Raw genomic sequence first — 15,289 nt, 5'->3', positions numbered from 1 at the left:
GCATGTACACGCAAAGGAGAGCAAGTGTCTTCCCACAAGCCGGCATCGCAGGTTTTCGACGGCGTATCCACCGATGACGTCCCGTCCGCAGGTTTCGGTTGGTCCCGCATCAGCCGCTCGGGCGTACAGATCGCCGGTTGGACGTCCGTCGTGTTCCTGCTTGCTTATAACTTTGGTAACCACAAGGGCCACGTGGAGACGATCTGGCTCATCACCCTGGCAGTCCTTATCGCCCTCGGTTTGGTGATTTACGCCCTGCAGCCGAAGCTCTCCCAGGTGCGCACCCTGACCGCCCGCAACAAGCCGGTAGGCCACGAGGAGCCGGACTGGGCATACGAGCAGAAGACCGTTCACAACGTCTACGCTTCCCTGACCGATGATGAGCTACGTGCCCTCAACATCGAGCCTTCTCGCGTTGCCCACCTTCGTGGTGTGACCGAAGGCCGCCACGCTGCCAAGCCGGTGGCTAACTAACGCTTCTTCGCTTTACGCAAAGCTCCCTTTCTGCAGTTCACGAATGGCCTGCTAAAAGGGAGCTTTGTTTTATCTTTTTCGCCCCCTAGGTCACGTAACGGTTGACCACCGCGTAGATTTCCGGGGTTCGCTCCTGCGCTCTGTTTCCGGCAAAGCGCCAGACAACGGCGTAAACCAGCGCCGGGACCAGTAGCGAAACCATCACCGCAACGTAAAGCAGCCAGCCTCCTCGCTCGTAAACGAGGGCAGAAACCACGATGCCGGGCAGCGCGGGCACCCATACCAACAGCATGCCGACGAACGCAGTGAGAAAAGCACCAGCGGAATAGCCAGATTTATCATTCCACCGGTTCTGCCCAGGGGCGGACAAAGGATAAGGATTGAGCACCGTCAACCCCAAGCCCACCGCCGCCGTGGAGATAAACACTCCTAGGGCCACAGCTGTGCTCACCATGCCCAAGGTGACGTCATCACTAAAGACAAGAACCACTACAGCAAGCAGAACAAACCCAATCAAAGGAATAGTCACGTGTGCGAGGTGGCGCGCATGAAGGATGGTGCGCGGGGCAACCGGCGCCACCATGTGAACCCAATTCGATGGCCCGTCGAAGCCATAATCATTAGCCAAGAGCGAAGAGAGCACGATTGCGCTGAAGCACAGCATAAAATAGGCGGTGAAATCATCGCCCTTCCACAGCTGATAGAGCGTCACCACGCCAAACAGAGGCATCATGTACAGCATGCCTGTTTGCCGCTTGTCACGGGTGAGATAACGCAACGCGCGGGTATATTCCATCGCCGCCGGACTGGAATAAGACCACGCGCCCAACTCCAACTTGGATACTCCCTTGCCCGTCACCTCGCTGGCTGCGTCACCACCCGCTCCCGGATTGCGCATGAGGCCGGTTATCTGACGGGACCACCCCCATGCCAACAGGCCAAGGCTGGCCACCGCGATGAGCAGTTGGGCTAGGGCGGTGAGGAAGTGGCCGTCGGCAAGCGCGAGCGCCCACCCCACCCCTGCACCAAACGGGGTCCAGGCGCTAACGGCACCCACCGCGTGAAGAGGCGGCAAAGACTCCAGGACGCTCTGCGCCTGCAGCATGCCAAAGACGAGCAGGCCCATAACCACCATCGCCGCGATTTGGGTGCGGGATTTCTGGGAATCCGCGATGGCGGAAGCCACTTGGCCAAGGCATTCGCCGAAGATGATGGTCGTCGCACACGAGAGAACCATGCCGACGACGAAGGGCACTGCGGCCCACCCAGGCCCCGTCAGTATAAGGAAGATGCTGCCGATGATCGCATATACCAGGGAAAAGACAACCGACATGATGGCGCGGGTAGTCAACAAGCTGGAAAGGAAGAGGCCCGGAAGAACCTCGCGGGGAGTCAGAGGAAGAGCTCCCAGGGTTGTCGGGCTCAACTGGTTCTCCCCCGCCGGCATGAAAAGAGCGAGGAGAACGTAGATGAGCATGCCGCCTGCCACCCCGACGGTCAGCGCTTGGTAACCGTGACCCGGGGTGGTGATATCGGAATACACCATGAAGGCGAGCGAAACGAGACCGATAGCCCCGTAGAGAAGCATCATCAGCCCCATGATGAGCGTCGACGGGTTGGAGGCGACACTGCGCCACCACAGGGTGCGGTGAAGCCTGAACAGAGTGGACGTCATTCGCGCTCACCTGCCGACGGGGAGCGCAGCCACCCAAACTTCGAGACGTCCAGATCCCGTCCCCCAACGGCCGCGATGAACAGATCGCTCAGGCTTTGGCCCTGGCGGACATCCTCAACGTGGCCTGCGGTGATGACTTGGCCGCCGTTGATGATGGCAACGTGGTCACAAAGCCCCTCAACAAGCTCCATGACGTGCGAAGACAAAATAACCGTGCCGCCACGCGCAGCATAGGCGCGCAGCATCTGCTGGATGAGGCGCCCGGAGACCGGATCCACGGCTTCCAGCGGCTCATCGAGGATGAGCACCTCCGGGTTGTGCAGGACGGCGCCGGCCAAGAGGATCTTTTTGGTCATGCCGGCGGAATAATCCGCGATGCGTTTGTCGGCGGCATCGGAGAGGGAGAGGGCGTCGAGAAGCTCCTGCGCACGGCGCAGCGACTCGGCGCGTTCCAGCTTGTGCAAAGCACCGAGGTAGTGGAGATACTCAGCGCCCGTGAGGCGGTCAAAGACCGGCGCACCATCCATGAGCAGACCCATGGCCCGCTTGGCGGGAATGGGCTCCTCCCACACATTGTGACCAGCGATGAAGCTGGAGCCCGAATCGGGACGCTGGAGACCACAGGCCATGGTCAGCATCGTGGTCTTGCCCGCACCATTGGGCCCCACTATCCCGTAGATGGATCCGCGTGGAACATCCAAGTCGAGGCTATTGACAGCGATCTGAGAACCAAAGGACTTGCGCAGGTCGCGCACCGCAAGAGCTTGGGTGCGCGGATCGGCGGCTAAGTCCGCACGATAAGGATGAGTCATAAGCATTAACAGTATCAAGAACCATTAATGCTTCGTTCTCCGAAAAACTATTGTTAGGAAACTGTAAGCAGGGTGCTTAAGCCGTCTCGCGCTCGTCAGCGGCAAGCTGACCACAGGCCGCAGCGATTTCATCGCCCTTGGTATCGCGCACGGTACACGGCACGCCCTGCGCGATGACGCGGCGGACGAACTCGTCCTGACGCGCCTTCGGAGCGGCGTCCCACTCGGAACCCGGCGTGGGGTTAAGCGGAATGACGTTGACGTGAACCTTGGAGCCCAGCGCCGCATGGAGCTTCCGGCCCAGCATGTCGGCGCGGAAATCCTGATCGTTCTTATCGCGGATCAGCGCATACTCGATGGAGACGCGGCGGCCAGACTTATCGGCATAGTACTTGGCGGCATCGAGCACCTCCTCGACCGGCCAGCGGTTGTTGACCGGCACGAGAGTATCGCGCAGCTCATCGTCCGGGGTGTGCAGGGACACTGCGAGGGTGCAGGACAAATCCTCATCCGCGAGCTTGCGGATGGCCGGGGCCAGCCCCACCGTCGATACAGTGACGTTGCGCTGGGACAATCCGAAGCCGCTGAGATCAGGTCCGGTAATCTGGCGCACCGCATGAACCACGCGCTTGTAGTTGGCCAGCGGCTCGCCCATGCCCATGAAGACAACGTTGCTTAAGCGCCCGCCTTCCTCTTCCAAAAGGCGAGCAGCGTGCCTAAACTGCTCCACAATTTCCGCGGTGGACAGGTTGCGGTCCAGCCCGCCCTGGCCGGTGGCGCAGAACGGACAGGCCATGCCGCACCCGGCCTGGGAGGAGATACACAGGGTGGCGCGCCCTGGGTAGCGCATGAGCACGGACTCCAGCAGCGTGCCGTCGTGCAAACGCCACAGGGACTTGGTGGTCTCGCCGTCGTCGGTGGAAGTCTGCCGAATGGGTTGCATGAGCGTGGGGAACAAACGCTCCTGGACTGCCTCGCGGGAGGCAGCCGGGATATCCGTCATCTCGGAAACATCGGCGGTGTGGTGGACGTAGTAGTGCTTGGCCAGCTGCTTTGCCCGGAACTTAGGCAGGCCAAGTTCCGCGAGCGCCTCAATGCGCTCGGCCTCGGTCAGGTCCGCGAAGTGCTTCGGGGGTAGCCCGCGGCGCGGAGCGGAGAAATTCAGTTTCAGTGGTTCAGCCATGGTAGAGCCCATTTTCCACGTTTTCAGCCACATTATCCAATCTAGGCTCTGCTGGAGTGGCGAAAGTGACATCTCAACCTATTTAATAGATGCATGACGAATCCAGAAAACTCCCCTGAGGAATTCCGCACCACCGCTCCGGCCGACGAGCCGCTGACCGACCTGTCTGCGGAAACCACTTCCGGTGGCGGTGCGGTGGAGCCGGCTCCGCGCGCAACCGACTATGACAATAAAAATGACGGAAAGGTCAAGGGCTCCTTCGCCGCCAGCACGTGGATTGCCCTCATCGTGGGCTTCCTGCTGCTCATCGTCCTTATCATCTTCATCCTGCAGAACCAGCACCAAGTACCGCTGAACTTCCTTAACTGGTCAGTGCAGTTCCCCGCCGGTGTCACTTACCTCATCTGCGCCATTGCCGGCGCGCTCATTATGGCCCTGGTGGGCGGCTGGCGCATGTTCGAGTTGCGCCGCCAGGTACGCAAGCAAGCGCGCCGCTAAGACCTACGGCGCCAGGGTGGTCAGGAAGCTCATTGCCACCCACGTGACCATCGCGGATGGCAGCATGCCATCCAGGCGGTCCATGATGCCGCCGTGACCGGGCAGCAAGGCAGACATATCCTTGATGCCCAATTCCCGCTTAAACTGAGACTCCACCAAGTCACCGAGGGTGGCGCAGAAAACGAGCCCGAGGCCCATGAGCGCGCCCACCCATGGAGTGTGGTGCAGCAGGAACGCGAAACTCAATGCACCGGTCAGGGTGCCGAAAACTACCGAGCCGGCAAAGCCCTCCCACGACTTCTTGGGGCTCACCGCGGGGGCCATGGGGTGCGATCCAAACATCACGCCGGCGATGAAACCACCGGTGTCGGAGGCGACGACGCAGAGCATAAACACGACAATCGACGCCGCCCCCGAGGCGAAGGGCGTCTCCACCCGCGAAAGCATCGCGGCAAAGGTGCCAAAAAGTGGGATCCAGGTGAGAACGAAAATACCCACGGACATATCGCGCAAATAGTTGATCGGGGGGCGATGTCTGCCGTTGTGAAAGAGGCGGCCGAACATGAGCGCCAAGACCGCAACCACATAAACCGCGACGAGGCCGGAGGCATTGAGGAACCACGAGACCCACACCATGGCTTGGCCCAGGACGATGAGCAACGTCCGCGGAACGTAGTAGGAGTGCTCCCGCAGCCGAGTAAGAACCTCCCACATGGCTAGGCCCAGCGCTGTGGCTACGACGAGGTACCACACAAGGGGCCCGGCCCACACCGCAAAGACAACGAGCGCGCCCAAACCAACGCCAACGGCAATCGCCGCGGGCATGTCTCGACCCGCGGAGTTTTTGGGTTTGGGCATTCGGCTCGAGTGCTCAGTGCTCACGCGTGCTCCTCATTCAATCGTGGGGTAAGTCAAGTTCTACACAGAAAAGACCGCCGTGCTGGTCGGTGCCTGGCGCGGCGGCAAGTCAAAACTCTGTGAGCGCGGAGGCTAGACCTCCATGAGCTCTTCTTCCTTGTTGGCTACGAGCTGGTCCACCTGCTCGATGTAGCCGGACGTAATCTTTTCCATCTCCTTCTCGGCGGCGATAACTTCGTCCTCACCCGCGTCGCCATCCTTCTGCAGCTTCTTCAGCTGCTCCATGGCACGGCGGCGGATGTTGCGGATAGCAATCTTGCCGTCCTCGCCCTTGCTCTTGGCCATCTTGACCATGTCGCGGCGGCGCTCCTCGGTCAGCTGCGGGATGGTCACTCGCAGTACCTGACCATCATTGGTCGGGTTCACACCGAGATCCGAGTTGCGAATTGCGTTCTCAATCTCATTCATCACGGACTGCTCATAAGGCTTGATGAGCAGCATGCGCGGCTCAGGGACCGAGATGGTGGCCATCTGGGTAATCGGGGTCGGAACCCCGTAGTACTCAGCGACCAAGCCGTTAAACATGGACGGGTTGGCGCGGCCGGTGCGGATGGTGAGCAGCTGCTCACGGGTGTGCTCTACCGAAGCGGTCATGTGCTCTTCAGCTTCGAGCTGGATCTCGTCGATCATGAGGGTTACAACTCCCTTGAAATAGTCAAAAGTTCTGGGAAAGAATTTAGCAGGTCGCAGCCCATTTGTACTAGGACTGGACCAGCGTGCCGATCTGCTCGCCGTTGACAGCGCGCTTGATATTGCCTTCCGTGAGAAGGTTGAAGACCAAAATCGGCATATTGTTGTCCATACAGAGGCTGAATGCGGTGGCATCGGCCACCTTCAGACCCTTCTCAATAACCTCACGCGGGGTGATTTCGGAATACAGTTCGGCATCCGGGTTGGTGCGGGGGTCGGCCGAATAGACGCCATCGACTGCCTTGGCCAAGAAGAGGACTTCCGCGCCGATCTCTAGGGCTCGCTGCGCCGCAGTGGTATCGGTGGAGAAGTACGGCATGCCCATTCCGGCGCCGAAGATGACGACGCGGCCCTTTTCCAAGTGGCGGTCGGCACGCAGCGGGAGGTAGGGCTCAGCGATCTGTGCCATGTTGATGGAGGTCTGCACGCGGCAGTCGATGCCCTGCTGTTTGAGAAAGTCCTGCAGCGCCAGGGAGTTCATGACGGTGCCGAGCATGCCCATGTAGTCGGAGCGCGCGCGGTCCATGCCGCGCTGGGAAAGTTCGGCGCCGCGGAAGAAGTTACCGCCGCCGATAACGACGGCGATTTCGGTCCCCTGCTGCGCCACCTCGGCAATTTGGCGGGCGACGTTTTCTACCACATCAGGGTCGATGCCGACCTTGCCACCGCCGAACATCTCACCGCCCAGCTTGAGCATGACTCGCTTGTATCCGGTTCGCTTCGGTTCAGGGTTGGTCACGGTCTTCATCGTCTCCTTCACGCATGGCGACGCTTCAGTTAAGCGCTTGAATAATTCTGTTCCATCTTAACCATAGGAAGCCGCTTGCTAATACTCAGCTGCGTGCGAGCCCCACCCTCAGGGGCAGGCTAAAACAGCGAACTCCCTCCCCCACTTCTTTCCTTTGGCCACACGGCGTAGGGAAAAGGAGTGGAGGAGGGAACGGAAGGCAGCCGCCGCACGACATGCGGCCATGACTGCGAAAGCTTCAGAAGCGCTTAGACGCCGACCTCGTAACGGACGAAACCGGTAATGGTGGTGCCAGCCTCGTCTGCGACCTGCTTAACGGTCTTCTTGGAGTCAGACAGTGCTGCCTGCTCCAGCAGGACCACAGACTTGTAGAAGCCGTTCAGGCGGCCTTCCACAATCTTCGGCAGGGCAGCCTCCGGCTTGCCCTCCTCACGGGTGGTGGCCTCAGCGATCTCGCGCTCCTTCTCAACGATCTCAGCCGGAACGTCCTCGCGGGTGAGGTACTCAGCGTTCATAGCTGCGATCTGGAGAGCGACTGCGTGAGCGCCTTCTGCGTTGCCCTCGTAGGACACCAGGACACCCACTGCCGGCGGCAGGTCAGCGGAACGCTGGTGCAGGTACACAGCTACGTTGTCACCCTCAATGGTGACGGCACGGCGGGCCTGCAGCTTCTCGCCGGTCTTTGCGGACTCTTCGTCGACGACCTCGGAAACCTTCTTGCCGTCAATCTCCAGGTTGTTGAGTTCCTCACCGGAGTTGACCTTGGCCTCACCAGCAGCCTCAGCGATCTTGGCAGCGAAGGACTTGAAAGCCTCGTTCTTGGCCACGAAGTCGGTCTCGCAGTTGATCTCCACCATCGTGTTGCCGGAGACAGCAATCAGGCCCTCAGTTGCCTCACGCTCAGCGCGCTTGGACACGTTCTTTGCGCCCTTGATGCGCAGGTACTCGACGGCCTTGTCGTAGTCACCCTGGGACTCGTCGAGAGCCTTCTTGCAATCGAGCATGCCGGCGCCGGTGGCCTCACGCAATGCCTTTACGTCTGCAGCAGTGTAGTTCGCCATAGTTGGAGCGATCCTCCTTGGATTTAAACGGTATTCGTTGAAACAGCGTAGCTGAATCGCTACCACCACGTCGCGTTGAGGGGGTGTTAGCTTTCTCCCACTCCCCCAACGGAGGAAACCCTCTGCGTGGTGTTTCACCCCTGTGGTGTGTCACGCGCCTTCGCAAGCTTCGGAAAACACGTGAGAAAAAGCCCCCATCGCCGCGGACAGTAGGCGCCGCGCGGTACGGGGGCTTCAGGTATGCAGATTACTCTGCGGACTTCTCGGCGTCCTCGGACTTCTCAGCGGAAGCCGGGTCAGACGCAGCGGCAGCCTCAGCGGCATCGCGGGCGTCCTTCTCAGCGGTGTCGCCGGCAGCCTCCTTGGCCTGTGCAAGCTGGCGCTCCTCGCGAGCCTTCTTGCCCTCATCCACAGCGGTGGCGATGATGCCGGAGAGCAGCTTGGTGGCGCGGATAGCGTCGTCGTTGCCCGGAATCGGGAAATCGACCTCATCCGGGTCGCAGTTGGTGTCCAGGATGGCAACAACCGGGATGTTAAGCTTCTGGGCTTCCTTGACCGCGATGTGCTCCTTGTTGGTGTCAACGATCCACAGTGCGGACGGAGCCTTGGTCATATCGGAGATACCACCCAGGACGCGCTCCAGCTTGGTGCGCTCGCGGGTCAGCATCAGAACTTCCTTCTTGGTGCGGCCCTTGTAGCCGTCCTCAGCTGCATCCATAGCCTGCAGCTCCTTCATGCGCTTCAGGCGCTTGGAGACGGTCTGGAAGTTGGTGAGCATGCCGCCGAGCCAGCGGTGGTTCACGTACGGCATACCAACGCGGGAAGCCTCTTCAGCAACAGCTTCCTGAGCCTGCTTCTTGGTACCAACGAAGAGGATGGTGCCGCCGTGTGCGACGGTTTCCTTCACGAACTCGAAGGCCTCATCGATGTAGGTCAGCGTCTGCTGCAGGTCGATGATGTAGATGCCGTTACGGTCGGTGAAGATGAAACGCTTCATCTTCGGGTTCCAGCGACGGGTCTGGTGACCGAAGTGGACACCAGCGTCGAGGAGCTCGCGCATGGTTACAACTGCCATGATTCGCTCGCTTTCTATACGTTGTTTCGGTTTTGCAAAAATTGTGCGGTGTTTTATTCCGCACCCTAGCAACGAAGGCCTTGGTCAACACCCCATCATTGTGGGGACCGCGTCAACCACAGACTGTCTCTTCCTTAACCCAGGAAGCGACTACTTCGCCGCGCGTAGTCAGTCCATGTGGTAACCATTCGGTGCCGAGCACAGACTGCTGTGGGCTAGCTTAGTACTGCACACACGGTGATTCCAAACGACGCGACCGAATCACCTCCGCTGGATTGTTGACAGGCTTAACGAACTTTTCCCTAGCGCACCATGGGTTACTTCTGTAACGAGTTATCCACAGGTCGACCGCACGCTCTTCCCTCGAGCCGCGCTCACGCGCAGGCTTGAGGTCATGCGTCACCGTCTACTTTGTTTATCTGCCCTGCTATGCGTTTGGGCCGCGCTTGCCGACGTCCCCCTCGCCGCCGCCTTCGTCGACCCCACCACTGGGGAGCCGGTTGTTTCGCGTGTCTTGCGCGGCTTCGAACCTCCTGAGAAGCGGTGGATGGCCGGGCACCGCGGTGTCGATCTGGATCTACCTGTCGGCGGTAAGGTGCGTGCCGCTGGCGACGGCGTTGTGTACTTCGCAGGCTCCATAGCGGGTAAGCCAGCCCTTTCGATTGCTCATGGCAACGGCCTACGCACCACTTATCAACCAGTGTTCGCGCGGGTTAAGAAAGGTGACCGAGTGCAGGAAGGAGACGTGATCGGCACGCTCGCGCCGTCCGTGGATGGCTATCCGGGACTCCATTGGGGTGCAATTAAAGGTCGCGAGGACTACATCAACCCGCTGGATCTCCTCGGCGAGCCCGTCATTCGACTCAAGCCCGCGGGTGGGAGCGAGCGTAGACGTCCTTAAGGCGCTGGGCAGAAACGTGCGTATAGACCTGCGTGGTCTGCAGAGAAGAATGGCCGAGCAACTCTTGCACGATGCGTAAATCGGCCCCGCCCTCGAGCAGATGCGTAGCCGCGGAGTGGCGTAGGCCGTGCGGGGTGAGCCCCGGCGCGCCCGTGACTTGTGCGGCGCGTTCGACGACGCGGCGGACCTGGCGCGCATCGATTCGGCGTCCGCGCGTGCCCACGAAGACCGCTTCCGTTTCACCGGCGAGCTCGGGGCGCCCCGTCTTCAGCCAGGCGCGCAGCGCGTCGTGGGCCGCGTCCCCGAAGGGAACGACGCGCTGCTTATTGCCTTTACCGGTCACGCGCGCGGTGCTGCGGGAAAGATCCACATCCCCGATGTCCAGGCTCACCAATTCGGCTACACGCGCACCGGTGGCATAGAGAAACTCGAGCATGGCGCTATCACGCAGGAAATGGATCTCATCGGCGGAGACCGCATTGCCCATCAGTTCCCCGGCGGCGGCGGGCGACATCACAGTGGGCAGATGCTTGCCCACCTTGGGCGTAGCCAGGCGCTGGGCGACATCAGTCTCGAGGTGCCCCTCACGCGCGGCCCACGTGGAAAAGGCGCGCACCGCTGCGGTACGCCGCGCCAGCGTGGAGCGAGACTTTCCCTCATCGACGGCACCCGCCAGCCATGCACGGAGGGCGTTGAGAGTAAATGACGAGAAACTCGGGACGTCGGCAGCCAGCAGGCGCAGGTCTGAACAGTAGCCACGGACAGTCGCCTCGGAGCGGCCGCGAACGATGCGCTGGTAATCCGCAAAGTCCTCGATCGCTTCCTCCAGCTGGCCACCCACGCGCCGCTCACTGTTACCACATGCTCCACTCATGTCACATGAGTGTACTCAGGTGCGCTGCCACATCGCGCCCGAGCGCGTTATCACCCCCATCTTTTGCATCGCCACGAGCAGGTGGATGGTCAGCGCCACCCGCATTCCCGCAGCAGCCGCGATATCCTCCGCACTCGCTCCCTCCTCCGCACTTTCCGGCGGAGTGGAGTCATACACTTTGAGCTCGTTGCGGGACAAGCGTTGTACCGGGGTTGGCTGGAACTCAAGTTCATACTGACCCGCAGCGTCCACTTCCCCGACTTTGCCCACGAGTCCACGTATTTCGTCGACTGAGGCCACCAGTTGCGCTCGCCCATCCTGGATGCGTTGGTGGCACCCCAAGGACCCAGACGTCGTGACTGGGCCCGGCACCGCCATGGCAACCCGGCCCAGAGCCTCCGCCCAGTTCAGCGTGTTCAACGCGCCAGAACGAAACCCGGCTTCCACCACCACGGTGCCGCTGGTCATCGCCGCCACGAGGCGGTTGCGGGACAAGAAGCGGAAGCGCTGTGGCCGTGTGCCCGGCGCGAACTCGGACACGATGCACCCATTCCCGGCAATCCTGTCAAAGAGACGTGCATTGCGCGCCGGGTAGGAAATGTCAATACCGCAGGCCGCCACCGCGACGGTCTGCCCACCTGCGTCGAGAGCTGCCTCGTGCACCGCTGTATCAACCCCCACTGCCCCACCGGACACCACGGTCCATTGGTGCGCTGCGAGGCCACCAGCCAGAAGTGAGCCCGCCTCCCAGCCGTACCGGCTCACGGCGCGCGTGCCCACCAGGGCAACGGATTGGGCTACCGCTTCGCGCAGGTTCCCGCCGCGAACCCAGAGGCTGTGGGGCGGGACTGCTTGGTCATCAAACGTCGCCGGGGCATCGACGAGCCCCTGCTGGTAGAACCCAAAGGCACGGGCAAATTCCTCCCCGGGCCACTCCGCGTCATCGGGTGTGATGAGCCGGGCTCCGACCGCCTCTGCGGCAGCGAGGTCTTCGTCTTGTCGTAGCCAGTCCCGCCGCGATGCCGTGGCCTGCTGCAGGGGCCCGATCCAGTCCTCTCCCTTATAGATTCCTCGCGCTATCTCCTCAGCCGGGTATTGGGTCAGCAGACCGTGGAGGGTTGGTGAGGGTCCTTCCACCACGCGGTTGAGGTAGGCCCAGGTGTGACGGCTGGTCGACACGTTGAGTTCGCTCATGCGGCCAGCCTTTCGATCGTGTCAGCGCCACGGAGATCGAGTGCGCGGCTGACGTGGTCGAGCTCGGGACGGGCGGTTCCATCGAGGTCTGCCAACGTCCACGCCAAGCGCAGCACACGATCCACCCCACGCTGGCTGAGCTCCCCTTCAGCCAAGTAGGCAGCAAGCATAATCATCGCCGACTCCGCTGCTGGGCGATGACGCCGCAAATAGGAAGCAGACACGGCGCCATTGACTACGCTTCCCAGCCCATCGGCCTCCCAGCGCGCCTTCATTCGTTCCCTGGCGGCGGCCACGCGTTGAGCAATGTCTGCGGAGGTTTCCTCCCCTTCTGGGTGCAGTACCGCGGATTGCCCCGACAAAGACACAATGATGTCGAGGCGGTCGCGCAATGGGCCCGAAAGGTTGGATAGGTAGTTCATCCTGTCTGCTGCCCGGCATTCGCAGCGTGACGGTTCCTCAGCGCCACAGCGGCACGGGTTCGCAGCCAACACCAGTTGAAAGCGGGCGGGAAAGATTACCTCGCGGCTAGCCCGAGTCAGGCGCACCTGTCCTTCTTCCAGCGGTGCGCGCAAGCTATCCAGTACTTGCGCCGGAACCTCGCTGACCTCGTCGAGAAAGAGCACTCCATGGTGCGCCAGACTCACCGCACCTGGCCGCGGGCGCCCCGATCCACCGCCGATCAGCGCGGCCCTCGTGACCGAAGCGTGCGGCGCGATGAAAGGCGCCCGGGAAATCGCCGTGCCAACGGCTCCCGCCACCGAGTGGATCGCGGTAGCCTCCACCGCTTCTTCCGTGGTCAAGCGCGGAAGGATGCCCGGCAAACGCGAAGCAATCATTGATTTGCCGGAACCAGGTGGCCCCACCATCATCACGTGATGGCCGCCAGCCGCGGCAACCTCTGCTGCCCACTTGGCTTCCCGCTGTCCGGCTACCTCGCTGAAATCTGCAATCTGTTCGCGCGCAGGCGCCGCAGCGTGCGTGATCAGCTGTGCGTCCGGCAGGCAATCACTCCCGCATACCCAAGCGAAAGCATCCCAGAGGGTTTCGGCAACCAGCACTCGCATGCCGGGAACCAATGCTGCTTCCGCCGCATTACCAACCGGAATGATCAGCGTGTCATAGCCTTGCGAGCGCGCCGCCAGAATCGCCGGGATGATGCCGGAGACCGGGCGAACCTGCCCGTCCAGTCCCAACTCGCCGAGCACGAGCGCCCCGCTGAGCCGACTTTTCTCGCTCTGACCTGCCGCTAAGATAGCCAGCGCCATGGGGAGATCGAAATGTGCGCCGGCCTTGGGCAACGATGCTGGTGACATGGACACCACGACCTTTGTTTTCGGCCACGGTAGGTGCGAGTTGCTCACCGCGGTCCGGATGCGATCCCGCGACTCCGAAATCGCGGCATCACCCAGTCCCACCACATAGACACCGGGAAGCCCGGGACCCACGTTGGCTTCCACGGTGACCACCCTGGCCAGCACGCCATCTAGCGCAATCGTGTCGCACCTACCGAGAGCCATGGTCAACTCCCTGGAAATACTCCACGTCGAAGGTTTCCCCCTTCTCAGCCCCTGTGGACACGAGCCCGAGTACATCAAAGCGAACCTTGCTTAAGGGCTGGGTAGTACTCCGACTTGCGCTCAGCCACTGCGCGGCAGCCTTGCGAAGGCGCTTTAGCTTGCGCGGTGTTACCGCTTCAGCCACGCCAAAGTTGCGGGTTGCCCGGGTTTTAACTTCACAGAAGACGATGGTTCCATCAGGCTCGCGCACAACGAGGTCGAGTTCGCCCACGCGGTAGTGGACGTTCGCGGCTATCACCTGAGCCCCGCGCGCTCGGTAAAAGTCAGCGGCGAACTTCTCCCCCGCTTTCCCCAGTGCATCCGCAGGGCGGATGGTCTGCCCCACGCTCGGTGAATGCACGGAAGTCGCTAGATTTTTTGTCATTATGGTGCTCCTTGGAATTGAACGTGTAGACAACACGCCGCAAGCACGACACAAGACAATTCCTGTGCCGCACACCCCCTTACGGCACTTCCAGAACACCTCACTCGGCATCCCCCTGGCGAGAGCTTTGAGCCTCCCCACACCAAATCTGTGGATAACTAGTCCGGGCTCACCACTTTATTGGCACCCGCACCCCGCACATGAGCTTTACTCTGGGAGGACAAAGTCCGGCTTGTCCAGCTCTTCAATGTTGACGTCCTTGTAAGTGATCACACGGACGTAGCGCACAAAGCGCGCCGAGCGGTACATATCCCATACCCATGCATCGGACATGCGGACCTCGTAATAGACGTCCGGTCCAGACGTATGCGGAATGAGCTCGACCGCATTGGCCAGGTAAAACCTGCGTTCGGTTTCCACCACATAGGAGAATTGGCTGACTACATCGCGGTATTCGCGGTACAGCGACAGCTCGACTTCAGCCTCGTAGTTATCGAGTTCCTCAGCGCTCACGGTGTGCTTCTCCTTCGCTCACAATCAACCGGGATCACGGTGTCACAGATTGAGCACCAGCTTAGTTCCCGCACCCCGCCTCAGGCTTCAGGCGCGCGCGAGGAATTGCGCATGAGCCCCAGCAACGTTGCGATAACTCATGCGGTGCTCCGGCGTCGCTCCCAACTGCACGATGGCCTCTTGGTGTGCGGCGGTGCCATACCCCTTATGCGATTCCAAGGCATAGCCCGGGTAGCGCTGCGCGAGCTCATCCATCAAGCGATCACGAGACACCTTGGCCACAACGCTTGCCGCAGCGATGCAGCGTGCGGCAGTATCGCCGCCGATGATCGGCAGTTGCGGGGTAGGCAGGCCGGGGACAAAGAGGGCGTCGCTCAGCACATAGCCCGGTCGGACCTTAAGCTGTGCCACCGCGCGGCGCATCCCCGACAGGTTGGCGTGCTGGATGCCAAAGGCATCGATGTCCTTTGCTCCCACGTGCACCACCGACCACGCCAGCGCGCGACGTTTGATCAGCGGCTCCAGCTTCTCCCTGGCCGCCGGCGTGAGCTTCTTCGAGTCATCGAGCCGCTCCAAACCGGGAATGATGCGATCGGGCAAAATGCACGCGGCAATCGTCACCGGCCCGCAGCAGGCCCCACGCCCGGCTTCATCCACCCCCGCGACAGGCCCCAGCCCCGCCTTGGAGAGCGCAACCTCATAGGTTCTCTTCTGTTTGAGACGGCGCAT

17 protein-coding genes are annotated in these 15,289 nt (G+C 61.4%); 3 read left to right on the top strand and 14 right to left on the bottom strand.

Going from position 1 to position 15,289, the window contains the following annotated elements; translation table 11 throughout:
* The first annotated feature begins 24 nt into the window (after positions 1-24).
* Positions 25-474 (top strand): DUF2631 domain-containing protein, encoded by a 450-nt coding sequence (locus HMPREF2807_RS10460; RefSeq protein WP_046648059.1) that lies wholly within the window; start codon positions 25-27, stop codon positions 472-474.
* Positions 475-559: 85 nt separating this feature from the next.
* On the opposite strand, the gene HMPREF2807_RS10455 is transcribed toward HMPREF2807_RS10460, so the two are convergent.
* The 3 genes from HMPREF2807_RS10455 to rlmN all read right to left on the bottom strand — a co-directional run bounded on the left by HMPREF2807_RS10455 (position 560) and on the right by rlmN (position 4,144).
* Positions 560-2,149, bottom strand: a complete 1,590-nt coding sequence (locus HMPREF2807_RS10455; RefSeq protein WP_070512643.1) for an ABC transporter permease — start codon at positions 2,147-2,149, stop codon at positions 560-562.
* Positions 2,146-2,967 (bottom strand): ABC transporter ATP-binding protein, encoded by an 822-nt coding sequence (locus tag HMPREF2807_RS10450; RefSeq protein WP_070512639.1) that lies wholly within the window; start codon positions 2,965-2,967, stop codon positions 2,146-2,148. Before HMPREF2807_RS10450 ends, HMPREF2807_RS10455 begins: the two co-directional genes overlap by 4 nt.
* Positions 2,968-3,037: 70 nt before the next feature.
* Positions 3,038-4,144: a dual-specificity RNA methyltransferase RlmN gene (rlmN, locus tag HMPREF2807_RS10445; protein WP_070512717.1), complete on the bottom strand. Its 1,107-nt coding sequence runs from the start codon at positions 4,142-4,144 to the stop codon at positions 3,038-3,040.
* 93 nt (positions 4,145-4,237) lie between these two features.
* Here rlmN and HMPREF2807_RS10440 point away from each other — a divergent pair, with 93 nt between their 5' ends.
* A complete protein-coding gene (locus tag HMPREF2807_RS10440; protein WP_046648056.1) occupies positions 4,238-4,642 on the top strand; it encodes a LapA family protein in 405 nt (134 codons plus the stop codon).
* A 3-nt stretch (positions 4,643-4,645) separates the two neighbouring features.
* Here the strand turns inward: HMPREF2807_RS10440 and HMPREF2807_RS10435 are convergent, their stop codons facing one another.
* From HMPREF2807_RS10435 to rpsB, 5 genes are all read right to left on the bottom strand, one after another.
* Complete coding sequence (locus HMPREF2807_RS10435) at positions 4,646-5,500, bottom strand: phosphatidate cytidylyltransferase (RefSeq protein WP_175973262.1); 855 nt, start codon at positions 5,498-5,500, stop codon at positions 4,646-4,648.
* Positions 5,501-5,632: 132 nt separating this feature from the next.
* A complete protein-coding gene (gene frr, locus HMPREF2807_RS10430) occupies positions 5,633-6,190 on the bottom strand; it encodes a ribosome recycling factor (protein ID WP_046648055.1) in 558 nt (185 codons plus the stop codon).
* Positions 6,191-6,260: 70 nt separating this feature from the next.
* Positions 6,261-6,998, bottom strand: coding sequence for a UMP kinase (gene pyrH / locus HMPREF2807_RS10425; RefSeq protein WP_070512635.1), 738 nt, complete (start codon positions 6,996-6,998; stop codon positions 6,261-6,263).
* 248 nt (positions 6,999-7,246) lie between these two features.
* Complete coding sequence (gene tsf, locus HMPREF2807_RS10420; RefSeq protein ID WP_046648053.1) at positions 7,247-8,059, bottom strand: translation elongation factor Ts; 813 nt, start codon at positions 8,057-8,059, stop codon at positions 7,247-7,249.
* Between the two features lie 247 nt (positions 8,060-8,306).
* Positions 8,307-9,134 (bottom strand): 30S ribosomal protein S2, encoded by an 828-nt coding sequence (gene rpsB, locus HMPREF2807_RS10415; RefSeq protein WP_010190382.1) that lies wholly within the window; start codon positions 9,132-9,134, stop codon positions 8,307-8,309.
* A 394-nt stretch (positions 9,135-9,528) separates the two neighbouring features.
* Here rpsB and HMPREF2807_RS10410 point away from each other — a divergent pair, with 394 nt between their 5' ends.
* Positions 9,529-10,035: a M23 family metallopeptidase gene (locus tag HMPREF2807_RS10410; protein WP_049155391.1), complete on the top strand. Its 507-nt coding sequence runs from the start codon at positions 9,529-9,531 to the stop codon at positions 10,033-10,035.
* On the opposite strand, the gene HMPREF2807_RS10405 is transcribed toward HMPREF2807_RS10410, so the two are convergent.
* The 6 genes from HMPREF2807_RS10405 to HMPREF2807_RS10380 form a co-directional block, all read right to left on the bottom strand.
* Positions 9,998-10,909: a tyrosine recombinase XerC gene (locus HMPREF2807_RS10405; protein WP_070512632.1), complete on the bottom strand. Its 912-nt coding sequence runs from the start codon at positions 10,907-10,909 to the stop codon at positions 9,998-10,000. The two genes, HMPREF2807_RS10410 and HMPREF2807_RS10405, sit on opposite strands and share 38 nt — an antisense overlap.
* A gap of 15 nt (positions 10,910-10,924) precedes the next feature.
* Positions 10,925-12,103 carry a DNA-processing protein DprA gene (gene dprA / locus HMPREF2807_RS10400; protein WP_070512629.1) on the bottom strand — a complete coding sequence of 393 codons (1,179 nt, stop codon included), beginning with the start codon at positions 12,101-12,103 and terminating at the stop codon, positions 10,925-10,927.
* Positions 12,100-13,623, bottom strand: a complete 1,524-nt coding sequence (locus HMPREF2807_RS10395; protein ID WP_070512625.1) for a YifB family Mg chelatase-like AAA ATPase — start codon at positions 13,621-13,623, stop codon at positions 12,100-12,102. Before HMPREF2807_RS10395 ends, dprA begins: the two co-directional genes overlap by 4 nt.
* A complete protein-coding gene (locus HMPREF2807_RS10390; RefSeq protein WP_070512622.1) occupies positions 13,610-14,047 on the bottom strand; it encodes a YraN family protein in 438 nt (145 codons plus the stop codon). Before HMPREF2807_RS10390 ends, HMPREF2807_RS10395 begins: the two co-directional genes overlap by 14 nt.
* Positions 14,048-14,254: 207 nt before the next feature.
* A complete protein-coding gene (locus HMPREF2807_RS10385; protein ID WP_005528899.1) occupies positions 14,255-14,560 on the bottom strand; it encodes a DUF2469 domain-containing protein in 306 nt (101 codons plus the stop codon).
* Between the two features lie 87 nt (positions 14,561-14,647).
* The gene (locus HMPREF2807_RS10380; RefSeq protein WP_046648047.1) at positions 14,648-15,289 is read right to left on the bottom strand and encodes a ribonuclease HII; all 642 of its coding nucleotides are present in this window, start codon (positions 15,287-15,289) and stop codon (positions 14,648-14,650) included.

It is taken from the genome of Corynebacterium sp. HMSC074A09 (assembly GCF_001811545.1).
In the GTDB taxonomy this organism is placed as follows: domain Bacteria; phylum Actinomycetota; class Actinomycetes; order Mycobacteriales; family Mycobacteriaceae; genus Corynebacterium; species Corynebacterium hiratae.
Note: the sequence above shows the minus strand (reverse complement) of the source record. Positions and strands in the feature narration are given on the sequence as shown.

Coding starts and splice junctions, on each gene's coding strand:
- HMPREF2807_RS10455 (WP_070512643.1), bottom strand. CDS start 2,149: ATGACGTCCACTCTGTTCAGGCTTCACCGCACCCTGTGGTGGCGCAGT.
- HMPREF2807_RS10450 (WP_070512639.1), bottom strand. CDS start 2,967: ATGCTTATGACTCATCCTTATCGTGCGGACTTAGCCGCCGATCCGCGC.
- rlmN (WP_070512717.1), bottom strand. CDS start 4,144: ATGGCTGAACCACTGAAACTGAATTTCTCCGCTCCGCGCCGCGGGCTA.
- HMPREF2807_RS10440 (WP_046648056.1), top strand. CDS start 4,238: ATGACGAATCCAGAAAACTCCCCTGAGGAATTCCGCACCACCGCTCCG.
- HMPREF2807_RS10435 (WP_175973262.1), bottom strand. CDS start 5,500: ATGCCCAAACCCAAAAACTCCGCGGGTCGAGACATGCCCGCGGCGATT.
- frr (WP_046648055.1), bottom strand. CDS start 6,190: ATGATCGACGAGATCCAGCTCGAAGCTGAAGAGCACATGACCGCTTCG.
- pyrH (WP_070512635.1), bottom strand. CDS start 6,998: ATGAAGACCGTGACCAACCCTGAACCGAAGCGAACCGGATACAAGCGA.
- tsf (WP_046648053.1), bottom strand. CDS start 8,059: ATGGCGAACTACACTGCTGCAGACGTAAAGGCATTGCGTGAGGCCACC.
- rpsB (WP_010190382.1), bottom strand. CDS start 9,134: ATGGCAGTTGTAACCATGCGCGAGCTCCTCGACGCTGGTGTCCACTTC.
- HMPREF2807_RS10410 (WP_049155391.1), top strand. CDS start 9,529: ATGCGTCACCGTCTACTTTGTTTATCTGCCCTGCTATGCGTTTGGGCC.
- HMPREF2807_RS10405 (WP_070512632.1), bottom strand. CDS start 10,909: ATGAGTGGAGCATGTGGTAACAGTGAGCGGCGCGTGGGTGGCCAGCTG.
- dprA (WP_070512629.1), bottom strand. CDS start 12,103: ATGAGCGAACTCAACGTGTCGACCAGCCGTCACACCTGGGCCTACCTC.
- HMPREF2807_RS10395 (WP_070512625.1), bottom strand. CDS start 13,623: ATGGCTCTCGGTAGGTGCGACACGATTGCGCTAGATGGCGTGCTGGCC.
- HMPREF2807_RS10390 (WP_070512622.1), bottom strand. CDS start 14,047: ATGACAAAAAATCTAGCGACTTCCGTGCATTCACCGAGCGTGGGGCAG.
- HMPREF2807_RS10380 (WP_046648047.1), bottom strand. CDS start 15,289: ATGCGCCGTCTCAAACAGAAGAGAACCTATGAGGTTGCGCTCTCCAAG.